At 64.5% G+C, this 26,407-nt stretch carries 25 protein-coding genes; 19 read left to right on the top strand and 6 right to left on the bottom strand.

The window, feature by feature from the left end:
* Window positions 1–4: 4 nt before the first annotated feature.
* From msrP to FDM28_RS07070, 3 genes are read left to right on the top strand one after another with little or no spacing between them, the layout of a single operon-like run.
* A complete protein-coding gene (gene msrP / locus FDM28_RS07080) occupies window positions 5–922 on the top strand; it encodes a protein-methionine-sulfoxide reductase catalytic subunit MsrP (protein ID WP_138514473.1) in 918 nt (305 codons plus the stop codon).
* A gap of 9 nt (window positions 923–931) precedes the next feature.
* On the top strand, window positions 932–1,630 hold the full coding sequence (locus FDM28_RS07075) for a protein-methionine-sulfoxide reductase heme-binding subunit MsrQ (RefSeq protein WP_138514472.1): 699 nt from the start codon (window positions 932–934) through the stop codon (window positions 1,628–1,630).
* Between the two features lie 15 nt (window positions 1,631–1,645).
* Entirely contained in the window at window positions 1,646–2,068 is a 423-nt protein-coding gene (locus FDM28_RS07070) for a hypothetical protein (protein ID WP_138514471.1), read from the top strand.
* Window positions 2,069–2,098: 30 nt separating this feature from the next.
* Here the strand turns inward: FDM28_RS07070 and FDM28_RS07065 are convergent, their stop codons facing one another.
* Window positions 2,099–3,028 carry a LysR family transcriptional regulator gene (locus tag FDM28_RS07065; protein ID WP_170211641.1) on the bottom strand — a complete coding sequence of 310 codons (930 nt, stop codon included), beginning with the start codon at window positions 3,026–3,028 and terminating at the stop codon, window positions 2,099–2,101.
* A 100-nt stretch (window positions 3,029–3,128) separates the two neighbouring features.
* Here FDM28_RS07065 and FDM28_RS07060 point away from each other — a divergent pair, with 100 nt between their 5' ends.
* Both FDM28_RS07060 and FDM28_RS07055 read left to right on the top strand, forming a co-directional pair.
* A complete protein-coding gene (locus FDM28_RS07060; protein WP_138514469.1) occupies window positions 3,129–3,551 on the top strand; it encodes a DoxX family protein in 423 nt (140 codons plus the stop codon).
* Window positions 3,552–3,629: 78 nt separating this feature from the next.
* Complete coding sequence (locus FDM28_RS07055) at window positions 3,630–4,484, top strand: pirin family protein (protein ID WP_138514468.1); 855 nt, start codon at window positions 3,630–3,632, stop codon at window positions 4,482–4,484.
* Window positions 4,485–4,545: 61 nt separating this feature from the next.
* Here FDM28_RS07055 and FDM28_RS07050 read toward each other — a convergent pair whose 3' ends face one another.
* Complete coding sequence (locus FDM28_RS07050) at window positions 4,546–5,337, bottom strand: substrate-binding periplasmic protein (RefSeq protein ID WP_170211639.1); 792 nt, start codon at window positions 5,335–5,337, stop codon at window positions 4,546–4,548.
* Window positions 5,338–5,449: 112 nt separating this feature from the next.
* Here FDM28_RS07050 and FDM28_RS07045 point away from each other — a divergent pair, with 112 nt between their 5' ends.
* Complete coding sequence (locus tag FDM28_RS07045; RefSeq protein ID WP_138514466.1) at window positions 5,450–6,568, top strand: patatin-like phospholipase family protein; 1,119 nt, start codon at window positions 5,450–5,452, stop codon at window positions 6,566–6,568.
* Between the two features lie 92 nt (window positions 6,569–6,660).
* On the opposite strand, the gene katG is transcribed toward FDM28_RS07045, so the two are convergent.
* The gene (gene katG / locus FDM28_RS07040; RefSeq protein WP_138514465.1) at window positions 6,661–8,871 is read right to left on the bottom strand and encodes a catalase/peroxidase HPI; all 2,211 of its coding nucleotides are present in this window, start codon (window positions 8,869–8,871) and stop codon (window positions 6,661–6,663) included.
* A 158-nt stretch (window positions 8,872–9,029) separates the two neighbouring features.
* Between katG and FDM28_RS07035 the strand changes: the two genes are divergently transcribed.
* Complete coding sequence (locus FDM28_RS07035) at window positions 9,030–9,959, top strand: class I SAM-dependent methyltransferase (RefSeq protein ID WP_138515197.1); 930 nt, start codon at window positions 9,030–9,032, stop codon at window positions 9,957–9,959.
* Window positions 9,960–10,092: 133 nt separating this feature from the next.
* A complete protein-coding gene (locus FDM28_RS07030) occupies window positions 10,093–11,718 on the top strand; it encodes a methyl-accepting chemotaxis protein (RefSeq protein WP_138514464.1) in 1,626 nt (541 codons plus the stop codon).
* Window positions 11,719–11,747: 29 nt separating this feature from the next.
* On the opposite strand, the gene FDM28_RS07025 is transcribed toward FDM28_RS07030, so the two are convergent.
* Both FDM28_RS07025 and FDM28_RS17630 read right to left on the bottom strand, forming a co-directional pair.
* Window positions 11,748–12,023, bottom strand: coding sequence for a TFIIB-type zinc ribbon-containing protein (locus FDM28_RS07025; RefSeq protein WP_138514463.1), 276 nt, complete (start codon window positions 12,021–12,023; stop codon window positions 11,748–11,750).
* An 18-nt stretch (window positions 12,024–12,041) separates the two neighbouring features.
* Window positions 12,042–12,209, bottom strand: coding sequence for a hypothetical protein (locus FDM28_RS17630; protein WP_170211637.1), 168 nt, complete (start codon window positions 12,207–12,209; stop codon window positions 12,042–12,044).
* A 102-nt stretch (window positions 12,210–12,311) separates the two neighbouring features.
* On the opposite strand from FDM28_RS17630, the gene FDM28_RS07020 reads away from it, so the two are divergent.
* Both FDM28_RS07020 and FDM28_RS07015 read left to right on the top strand, forming a co-directional pair.
* Window positions 12,312–13,196, top strand: a complete 885-nt coding sequence (locus FDM28_RS07020; RefSeq protein WP_138514462.1) for a LysR family transcriptional regulator — start codon at window positions 12,312–12,314, stop codon at window positions 13,194–13,196.
* Between the two features lie 119 nt (window positions 13,197–13,315).
* On the top strand, window positions 13,316–14,245 hold the full coding sequence (locus FDM28_RS07015; RefSeq protein ID WP_138514461.1) for a Tim44 domain-containing protein: 930 nt from the start codon (window positions 13,316–13,318) through the stop codon (window positions 14,243–14,245).
* Between the two features lie 28 nt (window positions 14,246–14,273).
* Here the strand turns inward: FDM28_RS07015 and FDM28_RS07010 are convergent, their stop codons facing one another.
* Entirely contained in the window at window positions 14,274–15,233 is a 960-nt protein-coding gene (locus FDM28_RS07010; protein ID WP_138514460.1) for a phytanoyl-CoA dioxygenase family protein, read from the bottom strand.
* Between the two features lie 126 nt (window positions 15,234–15,359).
* Between FDM28_RS07010 and FDM28_RS07005 the strand changes: the two genes are divergently transcribed.
* The 9 genes from FDM28_RS07005 to FDM28_RS06965 all read left to right on the top strand — a co-directional run bounded on the left by FDM28_RS07005 (window position 15,360) and on the right by FDM28_RS06965 (window position 26,333).
* The gene (locus FDM28_RS07005; RefSeq protein WP_138514459.1) at window positions 15,360–16,223 is read left to right on the top strand and encodes a helix-turn-helix domain-containing protein; all 864 of its coding nucleotides are present in this window, start codon (window positions 15,360–15,362) and stop codon (window positions 16,221–16,223) included.
* Between the two features lie 81 nt (window positions 16,224–16,304).
* The gene (locus FDM28_RS07000) at window positions 16,305–18,023 is read left to right on the top strand and encodes an ABC transporter permease family protein (protein WP_240791934.1); all 1,719 of its coding nucleotides are present in this window, start codon (window positions 16,305–16,307) and stop codon (window positions 18,021–18,023) included.
* On the top strand, window positions 18,013–18,441 hold the full coding sequence (locus FDM28_RS06995; protein WP_138514458.1) for a Rieske (2Fe-2S) protein: 429 nt from the start codon (window positions 18,013–18,015) through the stop codon (window positions 18,439–18,441). Before FDM28_RS07000 ends, FDM28_RS06995 begins: the two co-directional genes overlap by 11 nt.
* Window positions 18,438–19,067: an ATP-binding cassette domain-containing protein gene (locus FDM28_RS06990; protein ID WP_138514457.1), complete on the top strand. Its 630-nt coding sequence runs from the start codon at window positions 18,438–18,440 to the stop codon at window positions 19,065–19,067. The genes FDM28_RS06995 and FDM28_RS06990 overlap by 4 nt, the downstream gene beginning before the upstream one ends.
* A gap of 57 nt (window positions 19,068–19,124) precedes the next feature.
* Complete coding sequence (locus tag FDM28_RS06985) at window positions 19,125–19,730, top strand: CDP-alcohol phosphatidyltransferase family protein (RefSeq protein ID WP_138514456.1); 606 nt, start codon at window positions 19,125–19,127, stop codon at window positions 19,728–19,730.
* Window positions 19,731–19,740: 10 nt separating this feature from the next.
* The gene (locus FDM28_RS06980; protein WP_138514455.1) at window positions 19,741–21,990 is read left to right on the top strand and encodes an FAD-dependent oxidoreductase; all 2,250 of its coding nucleotides are present in this window, start codon (window positions 19,741–19,743) and stop codon (window positions 21,988–21,990) included.
* 135 nt (window positions 21,991–22,125) lie between these two features.
* Window positions 22,126–24,432, top strand: coding sequence for a selenide, water dikinase SelD (gene selD / locus FDM28_RS06975; RefSeq protein WP_138514454.1), 2,307 nt, complete (start codon window positions 22,126–22,128; stop codon window positions 24,430–24,432).
* Between the two features lie 73 nt (window positions 24,433–24,505).
* Window positions 24,506–25,207 carry a DUF3047 domain-containing protein gene (locus tag FDM28_RS06970; RefSeq protein ID WP_170211635.1) on the top strand — a complete coding sequence of 234 codons (702 nt, stop codon included), beginning with the start codon at window positions 24,506–24,508 and terminating at the stop codon, window positions 25,205–25,207.
* Between the two features lie 4 nt (window positions 25,208–25,211).
* The gene (locus tag FDM28_RS06965) at window positions 25,212–26,333 is read left to right on the top strand and encodes an FAD-dependent oxidoreductase (RefSeq protein ID WP_138514452.1); all 1,122 of its coding nucleotides are present in this window, start codon (window positions 25,212–25,214) and stop codon (window positions 26,331–26,333) included.
* Window positions 26,334–26,407: the final 74 nt, after the last annotated feature.

The raw sequence follows: 26,407 nt of genomic DNA, 5'->3' as shown, positions 1-26,407 counted from the left end.
CGCCATGCGTAGGCCCGCGCTTGGCACATCGGAAAACGAGATCACTCCCGAGGCGCTGTTCTTCAGCCGCCGGGAGTTCGTCGCGCGCGCCGCTTGGTTGACTGCAGGCAGCATGGCGCTGCCAGCGTACGCGGGCGATGCCACGGCAGCCCACTACGTGATTCCCGGCGACGCCTTGAGCGCCGAGAACGACGTCACCGGCCACAACAACTACTACGAGTTTTCCAGCGACAAAAAAGCGCCCCGCGTCCTCGCGCAGGCGCTCACCACCAGCCCCTGGACGGTGACAGTCGACGGTGAGGTCGAAAAGCCCTACACCGTGGACATGGACGAGCTGCACAAGCTCTTTGGCACCGAGGAGCGCATCTACAGGCTGCGCTGCGTGGAGGGCTGGTCCATGGTGGTGCCGTGGTCGGGCTTTGCGCTGTCGCGCCTGATTGAGCGGGCCCGCCCCACCAGCAAGGCCAAGTTTGTAGAGTTCGAGAGCCTCAAGCGCAGCAGCGAAATGATCGGCCAGCGGGGCGAACCCATCCCCTGGCCCTACCGCGAGGGGCTGCGAATCGACGAGGCCATGAACCCGCTCGCCTTTGCCGTGACCGGCCTCTACGGCCGCCCGCTGCCCAAGCAAAACGGCGCGCCGCTGCGCATGGCCATTCCGTGGAAATACGGCTTCAAAAGCCCCAAGGCCATCGTGCGCATCCGCCTGCGCGACACGCAGCCCGCCACCAGCTGGAACCAGGCCGTGCCCTCCGAGTACGGGTTTTACGGCAATGTGAACCCGGCCGTGCCCCACCCCCGCTGGAGCCAGGCCCGCGAAAACCGCCTGGGTGAGATTCAAAAGCGACCCACGCTGCCCTTCAACGGCTACGCGCAGTGGGTGGCCGAGCTCTACCAGGGCCTGGACCCGCGCACCCTGTACTAAGCTCCCGCCATGGCCAGTGTCTGGATCAAGCGCCACTTCAAGGCCCTGCAACGGCTCACCATGCTGGCCTGCGCGCTACCGGCGCTCGGGCTGCTGCTGGACCTGCACCGGGGCCACCTGGGTGCCACCCCTTTGAACACCTTGCTGCAAGTGAGCGGACGCAGCAGCTTGGTGATCCTGATCGCCACCCTCTCCATCACCCCGCTGCGGCGCCTGCTGGCACTGCTGGCCACCGCCGCCCGCTGGAAGCACGGCAAGCGCATGGCCGACTGGAACTGGCTCGTCAAACTCCGCCGCCCGCTGGGCCTGTGGTCGTTTGCCTACGCCACGCTGCACCTGTGGCTGTACCTGGCATTTGACCTGGCCTACGACTGGGCCACCGCCTGGGAGGAACTGCGCACCAAAGCCTACCTGCTGGCCGGCTTTGTGGCCTGGGCGCTGCTGGTGCCGCTGGCCCTGACCTCCACCCAGCGCATGATGCGGGCCCTCGGCCGGCACTGGATGCGACTGCATGCGGCGGTGTACCTGATTGCACTGCTCTCGCTGCTGCACTTCTGGCTGCTCACCAAGCACGGGGCCAGCCCCCCCTGGCCCGACACCCTGGCGCTGGCCGCCTTGCTGCTGTACCGGGCCCTGCTCAAAACCGGCTTGCTGCCCCGCTGGCAGGGTGACGATGGCACCGAGAGCCCGGAGCGCGCCCGCGCTTGACGCATGATGGCGGGCATGACCCCACGGACTCTGCACCTCGCGCGGCGCCTGCGCCCCCTGGCGCTTCCTTTGACGGTGGTGCTGGCGCTGGCCTGGGCAGGCCTCTGGCTGTACCAGGGCTATGCACGCCTGGCCCCGGCCCTGCCGCGCAAGGTCGTGACCCTGCAACTTCAAAACGCGGGCACCGCCAAATTTGTGTTTTCTGCCGCACAGCCGGACCACGAGGTGCTGTACGAGATGCGCGCCGTGTTGGCCCCGCGCATGGAGGCCGACCCCGCCGCCTTCGTGGGCCAGCGCTACGAAGCCCCCTACCAGGACTACCTGCGCCACACCCTGTGGGGCCTGTGGTGGTATGCCGCGCTGGCACTCTTGGGGCCGGCAGGAGGTTGGGCTTGCTATCGTTTCAGGAGCTACTTGCGCAGAATGGGTAAGCGCTAGAGGCCTACTTCTCTTGCAAAGCGTGCGTTGTCACGCCGGGGCCTCGCCCAACGCAGCCTGCAGCATTTCGATAAACACCCGCGTCTTGGGCGGCATCAGCTTGCGCCCCGGGAAGACAGCAGAGATCGGCATGCGCGGCAGGCACCACGCGGGCAGCACGCGCACCAGCGTCTGGCGGCGCACCTCGGGTTGGGCAAACACATCGGGCAAGGCGGCGATGCCGGCACCGGCCACCGCCATGCGCAGCGCGAGGTCGGGGGCGTTCACCGTGAACCGCCCGGGCGGCACCCCCACCCACTCGTCGCTGCCCTGCTGCAAGCGCCATGACACGGCTTCGCCATTGCTGGCCAGCATGCGCAGGGCTTGGTGCTGCATCAAATCCTGCGGGGTTTGCGGGCTACCGTGCTCGGCTAGGTAGTGGGGCGATGCGTACACGCCGGCCGTCAGGGCGTTGAGGCGGCGGGCGGCCAGCAGGCTGTCATCGCTGAGCGGGCCGATGCGCAGGGCCAGGTCGAACCCTTCACCCAGCAAATCCACCCGGCGGGCCGACAAGTCCAGCTCCAGCGAAATATCGGGGTACATGGCCACAAAGGCGGCCAGCATGTCGGCCAGCAGCAAATTGGCAATATCGGAGGGCATGGACACCCGCAGCCGCCCGGTCGGCGTGGCCTGGCGGCGCTCGCTCAGGGCGGCCACGGCTTCTACCTCCAGCACCACTTGCTTGGCGTGCTCCAGCAGTTGCTGGCCGAACTCGGTGAGCGTTTGGCGGCGGGTGGTGCGTAGCAGCAGGCGCTCACCCAGGCGCTGCTCCAGCGCAGCGAGCCGGCGCGACACGCTGGACTTGGGCAGCCCCACCTTGTCCGCCGCGCGGCTGAAGCTGCCCAGCTCCGCCACGCGGGCGAAGATGAGCAGGTCATTGGGGTCAATGGCAGTGTGCTGGAGTGCGCTTGATTGTTCCATAGTGACAACAATCATATCCATTTCAAGGGATTTCCAGAGTGATTGGTGAGACATACAGTTCACCCATCGCCAACAACTTCTCCTTTGAAAGGAAACCGCCATGTCTACATCTTCTGCTTCCACCACTGCCAACAACGCCCTGAATCTTGCAGGCCGCGTGCTGCTGGCTGCCCTGTTTCTGCCAGCCGGCATCAGCAAACTGACGGGCTTTGCAGGCACCGTGGGTTACATCAGCTCGGTAGGCCTGCCACTACCAACGGTCGGTGCCGCTCTGGCCCTGGTGGTGGAAATTGTGGGCAGCCTGGCGCTGCTGGCCGGCTTCGGCACCCGCATCGCCGCGCTGGTGTTGGCCGCGTTCACGCTGGTGGCCAGCTTCTTCTTCCACGCGTTCTGGGCCGTGCCTGCGGACCAAGCCTTTGTGGTGCAACTGCTGTTCTTCAAGAACGTGGCCGTGGTCGGTGGCTTGCTGGCTTTGGCAGCGAATGGTGCCGGTGGCTGGAGCTTGGACGCTCGCCGCGCCTAAAGCCCCACATCACCCACAGCGCTTCAAGCACAGGCCGCCTACGCGGCCTGCTCGTCCGTTTCACCCAAGGAGATTGCCATGACTGTTCAACACCCCCGCACCGTCGAGCGCCTAGTGGCTGGCCAAGCCACGTCGGATGGCGCCGGCGTCAAACTCACCCGGGTGCTCACCCAAAACCTGCAGCACCGCCTGGACCCGTTTTTGATGCTGGACGCCTTCGGCAGCGACAACCCGGACGACTACATTGCCGGATTCCCAGAGCATCCGCACCGGGGGTTCGAGACCGTGTCGTACATGCTCAGCGGCCGCATGCGCCACCGCGACAGCGCGGGCCACGAAGGCCTGGTCACAGACGGTGGCGTGCAGTGGATGACTGCGGCGCGCGGCGTGATCCACTCCGAGATTCCGCAGCAAACCGAAGGCCACATGGAAGGCTTCCAGCTCTGGCTCAACCTGCACAGCAGCGAGAAGATGGGCGCGCCCTGGTACCGCGACATCCAAGCCACCGACCTGCCCAAAGTCACCACGGCCGAGGGTGTGCAAGTGACCGTGATTGCCGGAGAAAGCCACGGCACCCCTGGCGCCGTGCAGCGCAAGATCACCCAGCCGCTGTACCTGGATGTGCACATGCCCGCAGGCAGTCACTTCAGCCAGCCCCTGCCCGCCACGCACAACGCATTCATCTATGTGTACCGAGGCGAAGTGCAGGTGGGCGACAAGACAGTGCCCGCCCAGCGCATGGCCATCCTGGCCAACGAAGCGGGCAGCGATGGCGTGACCCTCACTGCCAGCGCGGATGCCAAGTTCCTGCTGATTGCCGGCCAACCGCTCAAGGAGCCCATCGTGCAATACGGCCCGTTTGTGATGAACTCGCAGCAAGAGATTTATCAGGCGCTGAGCGACTTCCGGGATGGTGTGCTGGGCGCTGCCTGAAGATGCTGCGGACTGCTTGATGCTATGTTTTTCATAGCTGCTCGCGCATATCTCTAGGGCGCTAGCTGGCTTTTATGCCATAGCGCCGCGTGATCTTGTCGATGGTGCCATTGGCCAGCAGCGCATCCACTGCCTGGTCAAGGGCCTTGTGGTCCTGCTCGGTGGTGGAGGCTTTGGACAGCCCGATGTGGATGCGGTCCCGTGCAGACTCCAGGGCCATTTTTTGTAAGGGCCCCAGCCCCAGCATCTTGGCGGTGTACTGCAGCACATAGGCGTCGTTCAGCACCACATCCCCCCGGTTGGCTGCCAGCATACGCAAAGCCCGCTCGGGGCCCTCGACCTTGGAGAGTTTTTTGCGCTCCAGCAGCACGGGCTCGGCCTCGGCGTAGGCCGCGCCGTAAAAGCCAGACAACGGTGCGACTACATGCAACTGCTGATCCAGCACATCGGCAAACGACTTCACGCTCTCGGCCTGCAGATGTTTTTTCATGCTGAACACCCCCACCACCTCAAACCGGTAGGGCTTGGTAAAGCGGGCAAACTCGCGCCGCTCTTCGGTGAAGGAGTAGCCGGTGAACACATCAATCTCGCCGCGCTGAAACATCGCGTGGGTGCGCGCGCCGGGAATGTCGATCAGCACCTCGATCTTGCAGCCCGCCTTCGCGGCCACCGCCAGCAGGATGTCCACATCAATGCCGCGACCCTCAGCAATCGGCGTTTTGAAGGCATAGGGTTGCCAGTCTGCAATGGCGTAGCGCAGGGTACGGCTGCACTGGGCATGCGTTAATGCGGTGGCGCACAGCAACACCCCAAGAAAAGCCAAACGCAGCCGGAGGGTCACACACGAGGTCATACAGCGCTTTCTGAAGAAGGTGTGCCCAGTATTTTTGCAAGGGCACGCCCCGTCAAGCGGGGAAACTCCGCCCGTCAGCCGTCTGAAGGCTTGCATGCCCTAAGCTTATTGCATGCACACCCCCACCACTCGCTCGCCCGATAGCCCCTTGGTCAACCTGGCCCTGCAAGGCGGGGGCTCGCACGGGGCCTTTACCTGGGGCGTGCTGGATGCACTACTGGAAGACGGCCGGCTGGACTTTGAAGGCATCAGCGGCACCAGCGCGGGCGCCATGAATGCCGTGGCACTGGCCCACGGCTTCGCGCAGGCCGAGGGCAAACCACGCGAGGCGGCCAGAGACAGCGCCCGCCAATCGCTGGAAGACTTTTGGGAAGGCGTGGTCAGCATGGGCGCGCTGAGCAATACCCTGGCGGGTGCGCACAAAGTGCCGTTTGACTTGCTGTTTGGTGGACTCTCCGCGCTGACCGGCGGGGCCTCCCCCAGCCAGATGCTGTCAGACGCAGTCACCAGCTTTTGGACCCAGTCCGTCTCGCCCTATCAAAGCAACCCGCTGGACATCAACCCGTTGCGGGATTTTTTGGAGCGGCAGATCGACTTCGAGCGTCTCGCTGCCCACCACCCGCTCAAGGTGTTTGTGGTGGCCACCAAGGTGCGCACCGGCAAGGCCGAGATTTTCTCGGGCAAGCGGCTCACGGCCGATGCGGTGATGGCGTCGGCCTGCCTGCCCACGGTGTTTCAGGCGGTAGAGATCGAAGGCGAGCACTACTGGGATGGCGGCTACGCCGGCAACCCCGCCATCCACCCCCTGATTTACGAATGCCAGTGCCCCGACGTGATGCTGGTGCAGATCAACCCCATCGAGCGCCACCAACTGCCCACCACGGCGGCCGGTATTCTGGACCGGCTCAACGAAATTACGTTCAACTCGGCATTGATTGCCGAGATGCGCGCTATCGACTTTGTGAAGCGCCTGCTGGCCGAGGGTAAGCTGGACCCGGCGCGCTACAAAAATGTGCTGATGCACCGCATCGATGGTGGCGGCGCGCTAGAGGCCTACCCCGCCTCCACCAAGTCAGACACCGACGCCAAGCTCATCCACGCCCTGCGGGACCTGGGGCGAGCCTCTGCCCAACACTGGCTCAAAAAGCACCTAGCCTCGGTGGGGGTGGCGTGCAGCATCAACATCGCGGCCGACTACCTCGACGACCTGCGCGTACCCACCGCACCCTGACGCAAAAAACCCCGCTGCATGGCCGGTACACCGGCCGCACAGCGGGGTTGCAAGCCGCCGCCACGAGGGCAGCGGCAATCACCATCGTTGGCTTACGCGAGGTCGAAACGGTCCAGGTTCATTACCTTGGTCCAGGCGGCCACAAAGTCGCGCACAAACTTGGCTTGCGCGTCGTTGGTGGCGTAGACCTCGGCCAAGGCACGCAGCTGCGAGTTGGAGCCGAACACCAGGTCCACGGTGGTGCCAGTCCACTTCAGCGTTCCCGTCTTGCGGTCGCGGCCTTCGAGCACCCCCGCTTCTGTGGCCTTGCTCCATTGGGTGCGCATGTCGAGCAAGTTCACAAAGAAATCGTTGCTCAGGGTTTCAGGCCGGGTGGTGAACACGCCGTGCTGGGCTTGGCCCACGTTGGCATTCAGGGCACGCAGGCCACCGACCAGCACCGTCATCTCGGGTGCGCTCAAGGTAAGCAGCTGGGCTTTGTCGAGCAGCAGTTCGGCAGCCACGCCTTCGAGGCCTTGGTGGGTGTAGTTGCGGAAGCCATCGGCCACCGGCTCCAGCACCTGGTAAGACTCCACATCAGTTTGCTCTTGCGAGGCATCCATGCGGCCAGAGGCAAAGGGCACAGTCACAGCTTGACCTGCTTTCTGAGCCGCTGCTTCCACTGCCGCACTGCCTGCCAACACGATCAGGTCCGCCAGCGAAATCTTCTTGCCACCGCTCTGGGCCGCGTTGAAGGCTTGCTGAATCGCTTCGAGCTTGCCCAGCACCTTGGCGAGCTGCGCGGGCTGGTTGGCCGCCCAGTCTTTGGCGGGGGCCAGGCGGATGCGGGCACCGTTGGCACCGCCGCGCTTGTCGCTGCCACGGAAGGTGGAGGCAGACGCCCACGCAGTGCTCACCAGCTCAGAGATGCTCAGGCCGGAAGCAAGCACCTGGGCTTTCAAAGCAGCCACATCGGCCGCATCGACCAAGGCATGGTCCACCGCAGGAATCGGGTCTTGCCAGCTCAGCACCTCGGCGGGCACCAACTTGCCTAGGTAGCGGGCACGGGGGCCCATGTCGCGGTGAGTGAGCTTGAACCAAGCGCGGGCAAACGCATCGGCAAACTCGGCCGGGTTCTGGTGGAAGCGGCGCGAAATCTTCTCGTACGCGGGGTCCATGCGCAGCGACATGTCGGCCGTGGTCATCATCGGCGCATGCTTTTTGGATGCATCGTGCGCATCCGGAATCATGTGCTCCGGCTTCACGTTCTGGGCGACCCACTGGTGCGCGCCCGAGGGGCTCTTGGTCAGCGCCCATTCGTAGCCGAACAACATGTCGAAGTAGCCGTTGTCCCAGGTGGTGGGGTTGGGCTTCCAAGCGCCTTCGATGCCGCTGGTGGTGGTGTGCACACCTTTGCCAGTGCCCAACTTGTTGATCCAGCCGAAGCCCTGCTCTTCAATGCCCGCTGCTTCCGGCTCGGGGCCCACCAGGGTGGGGTCGCCAGCACCGTGGGCCTTGCCGAAGGTGTGGCCACCGGCCACCAGGGCCACGGTTTCCTCATCGTTCATGGCCATGCGGGCAAAGGTTTCGCGCACATCGCGGCCGCTGGCCACGGGGTCGGGCTTGCCGTCCGGGCCTTCAGGGTTCACGTAGATCAGGCCCATTTGCACGGCGGCCAGCGGGCTCTCCAGCTTGCGGTCGCCGCTGTAGCGGCTGTTTTCCTTGTCGCTGGTCGCCAGCCACGCTTTTTCGGCGCCCCAGTAAATGTCTTGCTCGGGCTCCCAAATGTCTTCACGGCCACCGGCGAAACCAAAGGTCTTGAAGCCCATGGATTCGAGCGCCACATTGCCGGCCAGAATCATCAAATCCGCCCAAGAGAGCTTGCGACCATACTTTTGCTTGACGGGCCACAGCAGGCGGCGGGCTTTATCGAGGTTGCCGTTGTCGGGCCAGCTATTGAGCGGGGCAAAGCGCTGGCTGCCGGAGCCGGCGCCGCCCCGGCCATCGGCCGTGCGGTAGGTGCCGGCGGAGTGCCAGGCCATGCGCACCATCAGGCCGCCGTAGTGGCCCCAGTCGGCGGGCCACCAGTCTTGTGAATCGGTCATCAGCGCGGTCAGGTCTTGCACCACGGCGTCGAGATCAAGCGTTTTGAATTCTTCGGCGTAATTGAAGTCCTCGCCCATGGGGTTGGAGGCCGGTGCGTGCTGGTGCAGGATGCCCAGTTTGAGTTGGTTAGGCCACCAATCGGCGTTCGATGGCGCTGCGGCTTTGGTGTGGGCGCTGGTAGCAGCGTGGGGGAAGGGACATTTGGCAACAGAGGACATGCAACTCTCCTGAGTGGTTGAGAAATCGGTATGGACTGCAGTTTAGTTTTTGACTATTAATCAAGCAAATTCAATTGCACTATGTGGGTCATAGTGTTTTTTGTGCCTCCGGCGCTGCATACACTCCCAGCCTAGTTCTCCAACAAAGACCCTTGACTGTGCAAGCCCTGCTCTCCGCCATCGCCACGATGGAAATCCCCTCCGACGCCTGTCGCCTTTTCCACGGACGCGGTGGCCTGTACCCCGGCTGCGAGCAGTGGTCGCTGGACTGGTATCCGCCAGTGCTGGTGCTCACCAGCTTCAAACCGGTGGGGGAGGACGACTTGAGCACCATCAGCGCCGCAATGTCTGCGCGCTGGAGCACGCTCGCCACCGGGCAGGCACTCAACTGGGTCTTCCAGTGCCGGGCCGAAGGCCTTGCTGACACGCGGCTCATGACGGGCGCGGTGCCCGAGCCCCATGTGGTGACCGAGGCCGGCACCCAGTACAAAGTGCATGTGCTGCGGGGCCAAAACCATGGCCTGTTTCTCGATATGGCCGAAGGCCGCCGCTGGGTGCGCGACTATGTGGCGGCCCACCCCAAGACCTATGCCTTTCGCGTGCTCAACCTGTTTGCTTACACCTGCTCGTTCTCGGTCGTGGCCTTACAGGCCGGTGCGCGGCATGTGGTGAATGTGGACATGAGCCAAGGCGCGCTCGCCACCGGCCAGCAAAACCACCGGCTCAATGGCATCGAGAGCGGTGTGAGTTTTCTGGGGCACGACATCTTCAAGACCTGGGGCAAGATCACCCGCAGCGGGCCCTATGACCTGGTGGTGCTGGACCCGCCCAGCTACCAAAAAGGCAGCTTTGTGGCGACCAAGGACTACGCCCGCCTGGTGCGCCGCCTGCCCGAGCTGCTGGCGCCCGGCGGCCATGCGCTGGTGTGTCTAAACGCGCCGGAGCTGGGCACGGCGTTCCTGAAACAGCACATGCAAGAGCAGGCACCGGCACTGGAGTTCGTGCAGCGCTTGCCCAACCCCGCAGCGTTTGCGGATGTGGAGCCGGAGCGGGCGCTCAAGGTGTTGGTGTACCGGGCACCCGACTAGGGCAAATCCTGAGTCATTTTCCGCATATTTAAATTAAATACCGTTAATATGAAAGCGCTTTCTTTTTTGAAACAAATTTAAAAAATAATTTCCCTTTCAAGCCCATCCCCATCGCTACAGAAACGCCCCCGTGATGCAAACACTCCCCAGCTCCGCCTCCACCACCATCCACGGCCCCTTGCAAGCCCACGGGCTGTGGGCACCGGGGGTGGTACTCATGCGCAACCTGGGGTTCACCTCCAAAGCGCTGCTGATCAGCGTGGCCTTTCTGGTGCCCTTGGTGGGCTTGGTAATGTGGTTATTGATAAGCCAGGCGGACAGTGCCATGAGCGACCGCCATACGGCTACCCGCCAGCATGTCGAGGTGGCACACGGCGTGCTCCAGTGGGCGTACAGCCAGGAGACCTCTGGCAAGCTCACCCGGGAGCAGGCCCAGGACATGGCCAAGCAAGCCATTTCCAAACTGCGTTACGACAAAAACGAATACTTTTGGATCAACGACATGACGCCCGTGGTGGTCATGCACCCGATCAAGCCCGAGCTGGACGGCAAAAATGTGAGCGACGCCAAAGACCCCAACGGCTTTGCGCTGTTCCGGGGCTTTGTGGACAAGGTGCGCACCGAGGGCAAAGGCTTTGTGCCCTACCAGTGGCCCAAGCCCGGCCTGGAAAAACCGGTGGACAAAATCTCGTATGTGCAAGGCTTTGAACCTTGGGGGTGGGTGATCGGCTCGGGCATTTATGTGGACGACTTGCGTGCCGAGCAGGCTGCCCGCTTGTGGAAAGCCGGCACGGTAGTGGCCATCGCTTTGCTGATTGCAGGCTATGTGTTCATTGCTTTTTACAAGGTCAACAAAGGCGGCTTGGCGGTAGTGACACAGCACCTCAATGAGCTGAGTGCCGGTGACTTGCGCAACAAGCCCAACAAGCCATGGGGTGCCGATGAGCCGGCCATGTTGATCACAGGCCTGGGCCAGGTATATGACTCCATGTACGAACTGATACGCCGGGTGCGCCACTCGGCGCGCGAGTTGGCCATGACCAGTGCCGAAGTGTCACGCGCCAGCCTAGACTTGTCATCGCGCACGGAGTCCGCAGCATCCAACCTGGGCCAGCAAGCCGCGTCGGTGCAGCAGATCGGTTCCCAGGTAGCAGAAACCGCAGATCGCACCCACGCGGCAGCCGGTGTGGCGCAAGAAAACTTCCAGGTGGCAGCCAAGGGCGGCCAGATCATTGCCGAAGTGGTTACCACCATGCGGGACATTCAGACCTCTTCCGCCCGCATCCACGACATCATTGGCACCATCGACGGTATTGCCTTTCAAACCAACATCCTCGCGCTCAACGCCGCCGTCGAAGCGGCGCGCGCCGGCGAATCCGGCCGTGGCTTTGCGGTGGTGGCGTCTGAAGTGCGCTCTCTGGCGGGACGCAGCGCGGAGGCCGCCCGTGAAATCAAGTCCCTGATCTCTGCCAGCGTGGAACGTGTCGAACTTGGCACCCAGGTGGTGCAAAGCGCAGGCAACACCATGGAGGAAATGGTGAGCAACGCGCAAACCATCAACCGCTACCTGGACGACATCGCCGCGGCCTCCGGCCAGCAAGCCACCGGGGTCAAAGAAGTGGTGCACGCCATTCAGCAGCTGGACGCTCACACCCAGCAAAACGCCGCACTGGTGGAGGAAACCAGCGCTGCCGCGAGCGCGCTCAACGACCAGGCCAACAAGCTCACCCAGGAGATAGGCCGCTTCGTGGTGGCCTGATCACCCACGGTGCCCTCGCGGGCACCTTATCAGTCAAAAATCTCGTGCAGCCATGACTTCTTGCGGCTCTGCGGGTAGCGCTTGTGCTCATGAAAATCCGAATCTTCAAAGTCCCGGTGCCGGGGTGCCTGCGCTGCACGCAGAGTTGTGGTTGCGGGGGCTGACGTAGCGCCGGCCTTGTCCAGCAATTTGTCGAGCTCGCCACGGTCCAGCCAGATGCCGCGGCAGCTCGGGCAATAGTCAATCTCAACTCCCTGGCGCTCAGTCATGACCAGGGTGGAGTCGGTGCAATGGGGGCATTTCATCGGGGTTTCCTTTTCGGGTTACAGGGAAAAAACAGCGGCAGACAAGAGCAACCCGCCAGCGCCAACACCCGCCAGCAACTTGGCATCGCGCATGTTCCGCTGGGTGTACTCAAACCAAGCGGCATAAAGCACCGGCACGGAGAGGGCCAGGCCAATCCACTCCATCGTCAATACGGTCGTGTCCATCGGGAATCCTTTAGGGGGTTGCAAAACTGGCGCTACGTTAAGGCCACACTCATTCCTTAAAAAGCAGATAATTTCTTCTATACATTCCCAATAATTCTCACCATGAGCACTCCGTTCAACTACAAGCACCTGTATTACTTTTGGGTCGTGGCCAAGGAGGGCGGCATGTCCCGCGCGGCGGACAAGCTGGACATGGCGGTGCAAACCGTGAGCGCCCAGGTGCGCGAGCTGGAGCGCTCTTTGGGCTACGCACTGCTCAAGCCGGCGGGGCGTGGCTTGGTGTTGACCGAGGCGGGCACCACCGCCATGCGGCTGGCTGACCAGATCTTTCAGATCGGCGAAAACCTGCCGACCTTGGTGCGTGACGCCGCCAGCACGCCGGCGGCCCGGTTGGCGGTAGGCATTTCCGATGGCCTGCCCAAATTGGTGGTGCGGCGGCTGCTGCAACCGGTGATCACCGAGCCCAACCTGCGCCTGATCTGCCACGAAGACGAGCTGGACGATTTGCTCGGCGACCTGGCCCTGCACCGGCTGGATGTGGTGTTCTCTGACCGGCCGGCGCCTGCCAATCCCAACATCAAGCTCTACAGCCACGCCATGGGGCACTCGCCCATGGCGTGGTACGCCACGCCCGCGCTGATCAAGGCAGCGGGCAAAAAATTTCCTCAGTGCCTGGCCGAGCAGCCGGTGCTGCTGCCCACCACCCACACGGCGGTGCGGGGCCGGCTGGACCATTGGTTTGAGCAGCACGGCATCCGCCCCCGCATCGTGGGCGAGTTTGAAGACAGTGCCTTGCTCAACACCTTCGGTGCCAGTGGTATGGGCATCTTCCCGGCAGCCGAGTGGGCGGAGGACGACCTGCTGGCGAACTACGGCGTCAAGCGGCTGGCTGCGTGTGAGGGGGTGAGCGAGCACTTCTATGCGGTGGGCACCGAGCGCAAAGTCCACCACCCCCTGGTGTTGCGGGTGTTGCAAGGCGTGAAATAAGTGCCCACAAACCGGGCAAACACTCAGTTTTTTTAAGAACGTTCTTCATCCAAACGCTTGTTTTTCAGAATTCACTTCACCGGTAGTCTCCATCTGTCTTTCTTTTTCTGGAGATCAACATGAAGAGACTTCTTTCCGTTTTGGCCGTGGTGTTTTCACTCGGCATTGCCACCATGTCCCTAGACGCCGAGGCCGCCAAGCGACTGGGCTCGGGTAAATCCATGGGCACCCAACGCCAGGCGGTGCAAGACAAATCGCCTGCCGCGCCCACGGCCACCAATGCGGCGCCCGCTGCGGGTGCAGGCGCTGCAGCAGCGGCTCCCAAGCGTTCCTGGATGGGCCCGCTCGCCGGACTGGCTGCTGGCCTGGGCATTGCCGCACTGGCATCGCACCTGGGCTTCGGAGATGAACTGGCTTCCATGATGATGATGGGCTTGGTGGTGTTTGCGGTGCTGGCCGTCATCGGCTTCATCATGCGCAAGCGGGCCCTGGCACGCCAAGGTGGCATGCAGCAAAGCGGCGGCTTGATGCCCGCCACCATTGGCGGTGGCCCGGTGCCGCCCCAAACCCCGGCTTACAAGGTATCCATGCCTGCAGCCGCAGCCCGCTCCACGCCATCCGGCGGCTCGCTGATCGGTGCAGACCTGGGTGCTGGCAGCAGCCCAAGCCCGTCGATTCCGGCAGACTTTGACCGTGCAGGCTTCGAGCGCAACGCCAAGGTCAACTTCATCCGCCTGCAAGCGGCTTACGACGCGGGCAACTTGGATGACATCCGTGAGTTCAGCACCCCCGAGATGTTTGCCGAGTTGAAGCTGGACTTTGCCGAGCGCGGCACCGCCACGCAAAACAGCGATGTGGTGCGCCTGGACGCCGCCGTGCTGGAAGTGGTGGAAGACAACAACCGCTACCTGGTCAGCGTGAAGTTCACCGGCTTCATCCGCTTCGGCGCGGGTGTGGACGACGAAACCTTCGACGAAATCTGGCACCTGACCAAGCCCCTGCAAGGCAGCGGCGGCTGGGTGCTGGCAGGCATTCAGCAAGCCAGCTAAGCCACGCGCCGCGCAACGCGGCGCCCCCTCAGGCCCAGTCGGCCAAGCCCAAAATGCGCTCACCCAAGGGGGTGAGCCGGGCGGTAGGGTATTTCAACTTCTCCCACTCGCGCGGGTCCCCCGGAAAGGCATAGCCTTTCGGGGCTTCCCGCTCGCGCCATGAGCGCACCCTCGCCTCCCGCAACGCCGTATCGGACTGGTTGGCCGGCGTGAAAGCGATGTACTGCGCCATGCGCACCAAATGCTCGCTGGTGTTGGGGCGAATACCGTGGGCCAGCAAGCTGTTAAAGATCAGCAAATCGCCCGCCTGCAGGTGGATAAATTGCACCGGCCAAGGCAGGCTCTCTACATCAGGGCGCCAGGGGTTGCGGTCTGCAGGGGCCGTTTGGCGCCACTCCGCAAAGTGCTTGAACAGCTCGGGAATGCACTGAAAACCACCGCTCTCCGGGCTGGTGTCCGACAGGGCAAGCACGCCCTGCACGTTCACCGGCAGCGGGTCCAGCGTGGTATCCGCATCCCAGTGAATGAAGCCGCTGAACTGGCGCGCACCGCGGTTGGGCGTGTTGAGGTTGGCGCGGTCGATGCTCACCCACAAATCTTCGCGGTCCCAGATGTCCACAAACGCGTCGTACACACGCGGGGTCTGGCGGTTGTTCCACAGGGTCTGGTGCTGGTAGGTTTCCACCATGCCGGAGCCGTTGAGCTCCTTCATCTCGTGACCGCGCAGTTCGGCGCGGTTCCAAGTGGCAGGATCGTTCGGGTTCCAGTCTTGAAACTCCCATAAAAAATCGGTGCTGGCCTTCACCTGCTCTGGCGAGATGGCTTGCTTGATCACCACATAGCCATAGGTTTGCCAGTGGGCAAAGTCGGCCTCCGACAACACGCGCAAAGGCATGTGCTTCCGGATGTCGCGCAACTGCACATGGGCGGTGTACGAGAGGGTGGGGTTGCCGGGGCGTTGGTCGCCGTAGCGGTAGCGGTCGTTCATGGCGGTGTCCTGCGTGTCTTTGAAAGTGGTGTTGACCTGGAAATTGTGAAAACAGACATGCCCGAGCGGTACCTGCGAACTGCTGCATACTGATACGATTCTGACCAATAAAACCTACCCAATGTCATGAAACCCCAGTTTGAACAAGTCACCGTGCCCGTGGGCGAGTCGTGGAGCCTGCTGTGGCGCGAGTTGCCGGAGCTGCCGTTTCTGTGGCACTACCACCCCGAGTTCGAGCTAACCCTGACGCTGAACGCCCAGGGCCAGCGCTATGTGGGAGACAGCTTGGAAGACTTTGTATCCGGCGACCTGGTGCTCACCGGCCCCAACCAGCCGCACACCTGGGCCGCTACCGAGCGCCCCGATGCCCACCAGCCCATGCTGGCCGTGGTGATGTGGTTCAGCACCGACTGGCTGGAGCGTGCCCTGGCCGGCTGGCCCGAGCTGGCGGCACTGCAAAGCTTGTCTGCCCAGGCCGGGCGCGGGCTCAAGTTCTCAGACGTGGCACGTGCGCAGGTCGAGCCGCTGATCCTTTCGCTGCAGGCGCAAGACCCGGCGCTGCGCCTGCCTACGCTGCTGCATATCCTGGCGCTGCTGGCCAAAGACACGGCAGCCCGGCCGCTGGCCACCCACGCCTACACGCCGGCAGGCGACAAGGTGGGGGCACGCATGGGCAAGATATTGCACCGCCTGCATGCCCAGCCGGCAGACACGGTGTCAGCCCCGGCCCTGGCCGAGGAGGTGGCGATGTCGGTGGGCGCCTTTCACCGCTTCTTCAAGCGCCACACCGGCATGACGGTGCTGGACTACGTGGCCCAGCTGCGCATCGGCCAAGCTTGTCAGTTGCTGATCGCCACCTCGCTCCCCATTCAAGTGATTGCCAGCGACGTAGGCTACGGCACGCTGGCGCACTTCAACCGGCAGTTTCTGGAGCGCAAGGGCATGACGCCGCGCGCCTTCCGCGCCAGCTACCGAGGCGCAGCGGTGTAGGCAGGTTGATTCGCTATGTTTTTAATAGCTGCTTGCGCATATTCCGCAAGCGCTAGAGGCCGATTTCATTATGATTCCGGCATGCAAGTCCGCCGCCCCCAACTGCGCCCCACTGCCCGCCATGCCCTCGCGCTTGCGCTCATGGCCGTGGTGGCTTTGCCGCTGCTGTGGAGCCTGTGGGGCGCGCTGGCCGCCGGGCTGGATGCTGGTGCTTGGCAGGCCTTGGCACAAGAGCCTCACCTGCTGCAAGCCCTCGCGCTGACGCTCTGGACCGGGCTGGCATCCACCGCTCTGGCCGTGGGCGCCACAGCGGCCGTGCTCGCCGCCACTGCGGGGCGCCTGCACACCCACGCCACACAACGCCTCACCCGCTGGCTGGCACCGCTGTTGGCCGTGCCGCATGCGGCCTTTGCCATCGGGCTGGTGGCGCTGCTGGCGCCCAGCGGCTGGGTGCTACGCCTGCTCTCGCCCTGGGCCACCGGACTGACCACGCCGCCGCCCTGGCCCACCACGCAAGACCCGTGGGGTCTGGGGCTGATGGCGGTGCTGGTGCTCAAGGAAGTGCCGTTTTTGCTGTGGGCCGCACTGGCCCACCTGCAGCGCCCCGATGTAGCCCGCCGCCTGCACCAGGAGCTGCGCCTGACCCACATCTTGGGCTACAGCGCCGCCCAAGCCTGGTGGCGCGTGGGCTGGCCCCAGCTATTGCCCCGCCTGCGCGCGCCGCTCTTGGCGGTGCTGGCTTACAGCCTCACAGTAGTGGATGTGGCGCTAGTCATCGGCCCCACCGCGCCGCCCACGCTGGCCATGCTGGCCTGGCAATGGCTGCAGGACGCCGACCCCGCCACCAATGCCCAAGGCGCCGCTGCCGCATGGGTGCTGACGCTGGTGCTGGCGGCCTGTGCGGGCGCGCTCTGGGCCGCACTCCGCTGGCGCATGTGGCGCGGGCGCTGGACGCGGGGCAATGACCTGGCCCACGGCACCCCACGCCACCAAGCAACCCGGCAAGCCCCGCGCACGCCATGTTTGGCGGCAACGCTTCTGGCGGTTTATGCCGCTGTGATGTTGGCCCTGCTCATCGGCAGCGTCACCGGGCCGTGGCCTTTTCCCGACCTGCTGCCGACGGCATTCACCCACGCCGCTTGGGCCAGTGTCGCGGGCAGCCACGACAGCCTCTGGACCACCGTGTGGCTGGGGCTGAGTAGCGCCTGCGCCGCGCTGGTGTGGGTGGTGGCATGGCTGGAGTGGGCGCCACCACGCTGGCAGCAGCGCAGCTCGGCGCTCTGGATGTTGCCCTTGGTGCTCCCCAGCGTGTTATGGGTGGTGGGCCTGCACCGCCTGAGCATCGCCTGGGGCTTGGACACCACGGCCACCGGCCTGTGGCTGGCCCACACCCTGGCCTGCGTGCCCTATGTGCTGATCGCGCTGCAAGGGCCTTACCTCGGTTTTGACCGGCGCTTGCAGCAGGTGAGCGCCACCCTGGGTCAGCCGCACACGGTGTTTTTGCTGCGGGTGAAATGGCCGTTGCTGCGCGCACCGCTGGCAGCCGCCTTGGCGGTGGGCTTTGCGGTCAGCGTGGCGCAGTACTTGCCGACCTTGTATGTGGGCGCGGGCCGGTTTCAAACCATCACCACCGAGGCTGTGACCTTGGCCGCGGGCGGGCAGCGCTCGCTGACCGCTGCCTTTTCCTGGCTGCAGTGGATGCTGCCGGTGCTGGTGTTCGGCCTGGCCGCCTGGGCCGGACAAGCGCGGCGCTGGCCCGCCCACACCTCCGTATCGGCACAATCCGACCATGACGCTTAACACCGCCAGCACTCCTCCCACCCCAAATGAGCCCCGCCACTGGTCCGAGGTACCGCACGCCCCGGCGCCCGGCACAGTGCTGGGGCAATTCGGCGCGCTGGCGGACGGCAGCGCCACGATGCTGGAGATAACCAACCCCAACGCCACCGGCCCAGCCACCGCATTCCGCTACCTGCTGTTGCGCAGCGGGCACGAAGTCAAAGCCTATGTGAACCGCTGCGCCCACTTCGGCGTACCGCTGGTCGCGCGGCAAGACCTGCTGCTTTACCAGCCCCACGGGCGCATCACCTGCAACGTGCATTACGCCCACTACCGCTGGAGCGACGGCCTGTGCACCGCTGGCGACTGCGAGGGCGAATCGCTGCTCGCAATTCCTGTGAGCATCGACGCGGACGGCACGATCCGCATTGCGCCATGAGCTTACAGATTCACATAAGCCAACTCGCCAGCCCCGCCGGTGTGCTGCTGCGCGACCTGCATCTGGAAGTGGCCCCCGGCACCGTGCACACCCTGATGGGCCCCAGCGGCTGCGGCAAAAGCAGCGTGCTCGCGGCCGTGTGCGGCACGCTGGAAGACGGCATGCACTGGCATGGCAGCGTGCACCTCAACGGCCAGTGCCTCGACACCCTGCCCGTGCAGGCGCGCCGGGTGGGCATTCTGTTTCAGGACGACCTGCTCTTTGCTCACATGACGGTGTTTGAGAACCTGCTATTCGCCGTGCCTGCAGGCCCTGCCGCCGGGCGGGAAGCCGCCGTGCAGCAAGCGCTGGCGGATGTAGAAATGCGCGACTTGGCGCACGCCAACCCCGCCCGCCTCTCGGGCGGCCAGCGGGCGCGGGTGGCACTGGCCCGCGCGCTCTTGGCCTGGCCGCGCGCCCTGCTGCTGGACGAACCCTTCTCCAAACTCGATACCGCCCTGCGCGAGCGCATGCGCGCCCTGGTGTTCGGGCTGGTGCGCAGCAGGAGCATCCCCGCGCTGCTGGTGACCCACGACGCGGCGGATGTAGCGAACGCCACCCACCTCACCCGCCTGGCTGGGGTGTAAGAACTTGCGCCCCCGCGCGACTGACGGGTAAGCCTCCGCCACGTAGACTCCCCGCCCATGCTCGACCGCTTTGCCACCCCCCTCTTGCGCCCGCCCCTGCACGCCATGGCACGCCTGCTGGTGCGCGCCGGCGTGGGCGCCAACACGGTCACCTTGGCAGGTTTCGCCGTCGGCATGCTTGCTGCGATTTTGATAGCTACTGGCGCATATTCTGCGGGCGCTATCGCCTTGTTAGCCTCCAGATTGCTGGACGGCTTGGACGGTGCGGTAGCGCGAGAGACCCAGCCCACCGACGCGGGCGGTTTTCTGGATATTTCGCTCGACTTTGTGTTCTACGCCAGCATTCCGCTGGCCTTTGCGGTCGCTGCGCCGGCCGCCAACGCCCTGCCCGCTGCCGCGCTGCTGGCCGCCTTCATCGGCACCGGCAGCAGCTTTCTGGCCTTTGCCGCCCTGGCCGCCAAGCGCGGCATGGACAACCTGGCCTACCCCGACAAGTCGTTCTACTTTCTGGGCGGGCTGACCGAGGCCACCGAAACGCTGGCCTTCTTTGTGGCCATGTGCCTGTGGCCTGCGCATTTCGATATGCTGGCCTACACCTTTGCCGCCCTGTGTGCCATCACCACTGCCACTCGCATCTGGTGGGGTTGGCGCGCGTTTTCCTGAAAGGCCCTGCATGAAAGCGTCCAAACTGCTGGTGCTCGCCCTGATTGCGCTGGCGATTGCTGCCTTTGTGGCGCTAGACCTGGGCCGCTTCCTGAGCCTGGAGGCCCTGCGGGGCAGCCAATCCACGCTCGCGGCACAGTACGCCACCCACCCATGGGAGCTGCGCGCCGCCTTCTTTGCGGTGTACCTGGCGGTGACCTCGCTGTCGCTCCCCGGTGCCGCCCTGCTGACTTTGGCGGGTGGTGGCGTCTTCGGTTTCGGGTGGGGCTTGCTGCTGGTGTCGTTTGCGTCCAGCCTGGGGGCGACGGTGTCGTTTCTGGCAGCGCGCTTTGTGCTGCGTGATGTGGTGCAAGCCCGCTTCGGCACGCGGCTGAACGATATCAACCAAGGCGTGGCGCGGGACGGTGCGCTCTACCTGTTCAGCCTACGGCTGATTCCGGTGGTGCCGTTTTTTGTGATCAACCTCGCCATGGGCCTGACCACCATGCGCACCCGCACCTTTTACTGGGTGAGCCAGCTTGGCATGTTGGCCGGCACGGCGGTGTACGTGAATGCGGGCACCCGCTTGGCAGAGCTGCAATCCCTCCAAGACGTGGCCAGCCCGCAATTGCTCGGGGCATTTGTGCTGCTCGGTGTGTTTCCATTGCTCGCCAAGGCGCTGATGAGCTTCATCCAACAACGCAAGGTCTACGCCCGCTGGAACGCGGTGCGCCCCAAGACCTTTGACCGCAACCTCATCGTCATCGGCGGGGGCGCGGGCGGGCTGGTGTCGGCCTACATTGCCGCGGCGGTCAAGGCCAAGGTCACACTGGTAGAGGCCCACAAAATGGGCGGCGACTGCCTCAACTACGGCTGCGTACCCAGCAAGGCCCTGATCAAAAGCGCCAAGCTCGCTCACCAGATGCAGCATGCGGAGCGCTATGGTTTGCATAGCACCCTGCGCACATCCGACGAGCGCCAGAGCCTCTTTTCATTCAAGGCAGTGATGCAGCGCATTCACGATGTGATCGCCGCCATTGAGCCCCACGACAGTGTGGAGCGCTACACCGGCCTGGGCGTGGAGGTGCTGCAGGGTTACGCCAAGATCATCAACCCCTGGACAGTGGAAATTGCGCTCAACGACGGGGGCACACAAACCCTGACCACCCGCAGCATCGTCATCGCCACTGGCGCACGGCCCTTCGTGCCACCGCTACCGGGACTTGAAGAAGTGGGCTATGTGACCAGTGACACGCTATGGGACGAATTCGCCAAGCTGGACGAAGTGCCAAAGCGTCTGGTCGTGCTTGGCGGCGGGCCGATTGGCTGTGAGCTGGCGCAAAGTTTTGCACGCCTGGGCTCTGCCGTGACCCAGGTGGAAATGGCGCCGCGCATCATGGCGCGGGAAGACATGGAAGTGTCGGAGCTCGCCGCCGCTTCGCTACGCGCCGATGGCGTGGACCTGCTCACCAGCCACAAGGCACTGCGCGTTGAGAAGCACCCTCGCCCCTCCGCTCAGCCTGAACCTGTCGAAGGCATGGCGCAGGGCTCCGTGCCCACAGGCGGCGTACTCATCGTGGAACACGCTGGCGTAGAAAAACGCATTGCATTCGACCAACTGCTGTGCGCCGTGGGCCGCACTGCGCGCCTTAGCGGCTACGGTTTGGAGGAGCTGGGCATCCCCACCCACAAGACGGTGCAAACCAACGAGTACCTGCAGACCATCTACCCCAACATTTTTGCGGCGGGCGATGTGGCCGGGCCCTACCAATTCACCCACACGGCGGCACACCAGGCCTGGTATGCAGCGGTGAACGCGCTGTTCGGTGACTTCAAGAAATTCAAGGCCGACTACTCGGTCATCCCCTGGGCCACGTTTATCGACCCCGAGGTAGCGCGCGTGGGCCTCAACGAGCAGGACGCCCAAGAGCAAGGCCTTGCCTACGAGGTGACCAAGTACAGCATTGACGACCTGGACCGCGCCATATGTGATGAAGGGCCGGACAGCGAGACCCACGGCTTTGTGAAGGTGCTAACCGTGCCGGGCAAAGACAAGATTCTGGGCGTGACCATCGTCGGCACACACGCAGGTGACCTGCTGGCTGAGTACGTGCTGGCCATGAAACACGGGCTGGGTCTCAACGAGATTCTGGGCACGATCCACACCTACCCCACACTGGCCGAAGCCAACAAATACGCCGCCGGCGAATGGAAGCTCGCGCACCAGCCGCACAAGCTGCTGGAATGGGTGCGCAAGTTCCACGACTGGAAGCGCGGCTAGAAACTTGCCCCCACGCTCCGCCGCTTTGCGGGTCGCTGCCCCCCGAGGGGGCGCGTTTGCGCTTGGGGCGGCCCGGCGCCGCAAACCGTACCCCCACGTTTCGCCACTGTGCGTGTAGCGGCACAATTCAAAGATATGCAAACACCTGCCACCCCCATCGTTCGAGACATTGTGTTGGTGGGTGGCGGCCACAGCCATGTGGTGGCGCTGCGCTATTTCGCCATGCACCCGCTGCCCGGCGTGCGCATCACCCTCATTTGCACCGACGCGCACACGCCCTACTCCGGCATGCTGCCCGGCTATGTGGCGGGGCACTACGCTTATGACGATGTGCACATCGACCTCTGCCGCTTATGCGCCGCCACCGGTGCGCGGTTCATCCAAGCAGAGGTGATGGGTCTGGACCGTGAGGCACGCACAGTGCAACTGCGCGGCCGGCCCGACATTGACTACGACGTGGTCTCCATCAACACCGGCTCCACGCCGCAGATGCGCGCAATGGGCGCCACTGAATACGCAGTGCCGGTCAAACCCATTACCGGTTTCAACCAGCGATGGTTGCAATTGCTCGACAAGGTGGCGCTCTCTAAGCGGCCGCTGACGATCGCTATCGTGGGCGGTGGCGCGGGCGGTGTGGAGTTGTGCCTGGCTATGCAGTACCGGCTGAGTGCCGAGACACAAGCCGCCGGGCGGGCAGACTTGGCACCGCAGTTCCACTTGTTTACTTCGGATGGCTTGCTGCCCACCCACAACGCGGGCGTACAGAGGCGCTTTGCCAAAGTGCTAGCAGAGCGCGGCGTACAGGTGCACTTGCAAACGCCCGTAGCGGAAGTGCAGGCAGGCCGTTTGCGCAGCGGGCAAGACGAATGGTTTGACGCCGACGAGGTGCTCTGGGTTACCCAAGCCGGTGGCGGCACCTGGCTGCAAAGCACTGGCTTGGCCCTGACAGACAACCGCTGCATTCGCTTGCACGACACTTTGCAAAGCATCACCGACCCGCGTGTGTTTGCGGCGGGCGACGTGGCCGCCATGGAAAACTTTGCGCTGGAGAAAGCCGGTGTGTTTGCCGTGCGCATGGGCATGCCGCTGGCCATCAACCTGCAGCGTGCGGTGCGGGGCCTGCCCCTGCAACCCTACCGCCCGCAGCGCCACTGGCTGGCGCTGATCAGCACCGGTGACAAGTTCGCTGTGGCCTCGCGTGGCGCGCTCGGCTTTGCTGGCGCCTGGGTTTGGCGCTGGAAAGACTGGATAGACCGCCGCTTTATGCAGAGCTTTAGCGTGCAGGGTGTGGATGGTTTGGCGGGCCTCTCAGGCATGACGCCAGCCGCAGCATCCGGCAACCCATCGATCCAACTCAGCGCCGATGAAGCCCAGCAGGCCCAGGCCGCAGTCGCCATGCGCTGCGGCGGCTGTGGCGCCAAGGTAGGGGCCAGCGTGCTCTCGCGTGCACTGCAAAACCTGTGGGTACAGCCCAACCCCGATGTACTACTCGGCCTGGACAGCCCGGACGACGCTGCCGTGGTGCGCGTGCCGCCCGGCAAAGCGCTGGTGCATAGCGTAGATTTCTTCCGTGCGTTTGTGGACGACCCTTATGTGTTCGGGCGCATTGCTGCCAACCACGCGCTGGGCGACCTGTTTGCCATGGGCGCGCAGCCCCACACGGCCACCGCCATCGCCACCGTGCCCCCCGGCGTGGACCGGCAGGTGGAAGCCACCCTGCGCCAGATGATGCAAGGCGCCGTCGACGTGCTCAATGCGGCCGGCTGCACCCTGATCGGCGGGCACAGTGGAGAAGGTACCGAGCTGGCGCTGGGCTTTGCGGTGAACGGCCTGGTGGACGTGGACGCCCAAGGCCGGATGACCGGCGTGCTGCGCAAGGGCGGCATGCAGCCCGGCGATGTGCTGCTGCTCACCAAGCCGCTGGGCACCGGCGCCCTGTTTGCCGCGCATGGTCGTGCAGCCGCTAAAGGCCGCTGGGTGCAAGCCGCGCTGCAAAGCATGGTGCAGAGCAATCAGGCGGCCGCGCAGACCCTGCGCCGCTTTGGCGCCACTGCCTGCACCGACCTGACGGGCTTCGGCCTCATCGGCCACACGGTAGAAATGGCCCGCCCCAGTGGCGTGCAAGTCTTGCTGGATGCTGCTGCCCTGCCCCTGCTGGACGGAGCGCAGGAATGTGTGCAGCAAGGCTTACTCAGCTCTCTGCACGGCGCGAATGCACGCCAGCAGCATGTGGTGCAGAACGCCGCCGAGGCCATGGCGCATCCACGCTGGCCGCTGCTGGTAGACCCGCAAACCGCCGGTGGCCTGCTGGCCAGCGTACCGGCCACAGACGCGCTGGCCTGCCTGGAGGCGCTGCATGCGCAGGGCTACACCCACGCCTGCGCTGTCGGCCGGGTCGCAGCGCTGCCGGCCGGAGAAGCGCCCGTCCGCATTGCCGCTTGATATGCACAGCGCTACCAAATCCATAGCTAGTCGCGCAATCCGCACAGGCGCTATCGGCCTTTTTTACCTTATTTTGAGCCTTGGTGGAGGTGCAAACGCACAAGCTGAAGCCCCTGTACTCCAACCCTGGGCCGGCACCACCGAGGGCGCACCGCTGCCGCCCTGGCGCGTCATCGGCTTGCCCGGCGGCAAGGTGCCCCTGCTCGCGCCCGACATCCAATCCCTGGACGGGGAGTGGGTGCTGCGGCTGCGCAGCGATCGCAGTTACGGCGCGCTGAGCCATGCCCTGCCTCCGGCGAGCACGCCCCGCTACCTGCAATGGCAGTGGCGGCTGGACCACGCCTTGGCCAATGCCGACCTGACCCGCAAAGAAGGCGACGATGCGGCCCTCAAAATTTGTGCGCTGTTTGATTTGCCCTTGGAGCAGATTCCGTTTGTAGAGCGCAACCTGCTGCGCCTGGCGCGGCGCATCAGCGGCGAAGCCCTGCCCGGCGCCACCCTCTGCTACGTATGGGACCAGACTCTGCCCACCGGCACGGTGCTGAACAATGCCTACACCGCACGGGTGCGCTTGCACATCCTCAACACCGGCAGCGATCCACTGGGCCGCTGGTTGGGCCACCGGCGCGATTTGCATGCCGACTTTCTGGCGGCTTTCGGCCGGGAAACCACGACCGTGCCGCCGCTGCTGGCCATCGTCGCCGGGGCGGATGCCGACAACACCAGCGGCACCAGCCTCGGATTTGTCAGGCAACTCCAGCTCATGAAACAATAGCCACATGAATGCCCTGGCCGCCCATATCAAGCAGGACGTGGACACCCCATCCACCGCAGAAGCGCGCGGTTATCAGCCCCGCCAACTGGTGCTGCTGGGCGGGGGCATGGCCAATTTGCAACTGCTGGCGACCCTGGCCGCCAAGCCCTTGGCGGAGATGCGCATCATCCTGGTGGCGCCGTTTCCGCGCACCCTGTACCCCGGCATGCTGCCTGGCTATGTGGCGGGCCGCTACACCCAGGAGGAGTGCGCCATTCCCCTCGAGCCGCTGGTGCGGCGCGCCGGTATCCGCTGGCTGCAGCGCAGCGTCAAGGCGCTGGACGCCACCAGCCAAACCCTGCAACTGGATGACGGCAGCAGCCAGCATTACGACTGGCTCTCCATCAACACCGGGCCGGTGCAAAACCGCGAGCAGATCGAGCGCGACATGCCCGGCGCCCGTGAGTTCGGCCTGTTTGTGCATCCGCTGGAAACCTTTGCCCAACTCTGGCCCCGGGTCTGCGAATTGGCAGCCCCCAAAGCACTGCGCGTGACGGTGATTGGGGACCACACGGCCGCCCTCGAACTCGCCTTGGCCGTGCGCCAGCGCCTGCCGTCCAGCGCAGTAACGCTGGTGGTACCCCCCGGTGCGCTGGACTTGGCCAGCCCGGTGCCTGCCCGGCTGGTGGCGGCAATGAAAGCCCAGCGCATTACCGTGCTGCAAGACGTGGCGGTGGGCATCCGTGCAGACGCTGTGCACCTGGGTTGCGGCGCGCAACTGGCCTGCGATGTGCCTTTGATCGCGCTGGAGTCGCAGTCGCCCGCCTGGCTGGCCAACAGCGGGCTGGCGCTGGATGCCCAAGGCCGTATCGCCATGGACACCTACCAACGCAGCACCAGCCATGCACAGGTGTTTTCCGTCGCAGACGACAGCGATGCACTCGCCCGCAACCTGCCCGCAGCCACCACCGGTGGCAGCCTGCATGCAGCGCGCGACACCTCGCAGGCGCTGCATTTTGTGTTCGGCGGGGGCCAGCAGGCCGTCGCCGGTTGGGGCAGCTACAGCGCCACCGGCCGCAGCCTGCGCTGGCTCAAAGACTGGACCGACCGCCGGCATGTAGCGCGTTACATGCAAGTTACCTCGTAAAGCACACCCACCGGACCCACCACTTGCGGTCCAGCTGTGGGTATAGTGGCTGTGACTTTGCTCACACCCATCCC

It is taken from the genome of Rhodoferax bucti (assembly GCF_005876985.1).
Lineage (GTDB): Bacteria > Pseudomonadota > Gammaproteobacteria > Burkholderiales > Burkholderiaceae_C > Allorhodoferax > Allorhodoferax bucti.
Note: the sequence above shows the minus strand (reverse complement) of the source record. Positions and strands in the feature narration are given on the sequence as shown.